General features: G+C 42.4%; 1 protein-coding gene. It reads right to left on the reverse strand.

Translation table 11 applies throughout. The features are described from left to right. Positions 1 to 271: hypothetical protein (locus R0J88_RS20320; RefSeq protein ID WP_410900923.1), on the reverse strand; the 271-nt coding region annotated here is incomplete at both ends.

Genomic DNA, 271 nt, shown 5'->3' on the forward strand with positions numbered 1-271 from the left:
CTAGCCATTCACCCGAAGATAGGATTCGGTATATGGAAATTTTATACGGTGTATTTTGTTTTACGCCAGGAAAGGCTGCTTTTCCCTCCGCATCGACCACTTCACTTGCAATTTCCTCGCCTGTAAAGTAATCAAACATAGTGACACCGACATTTGTGACAATATCCGCATTTGAAAATTCCACGGTTTGTATCGTTAATTCATGCTGCGCACTTGCAATCGATTGTCGTCCATCGTTATTTGTTGAATCGATGGGACGACAACCGATTAG

This window comes from Pseudoalteromonas sp. SIMBA_162, assembly GCF_046535955.1.
GTDB classification, from domain to species: Bacteria; Pseudomonadota; Gammaproteobacteria; order Enterobacterales; family Alteromonadaceae; genus Pseudoalteromonas; species Pseudoalteromonas marina.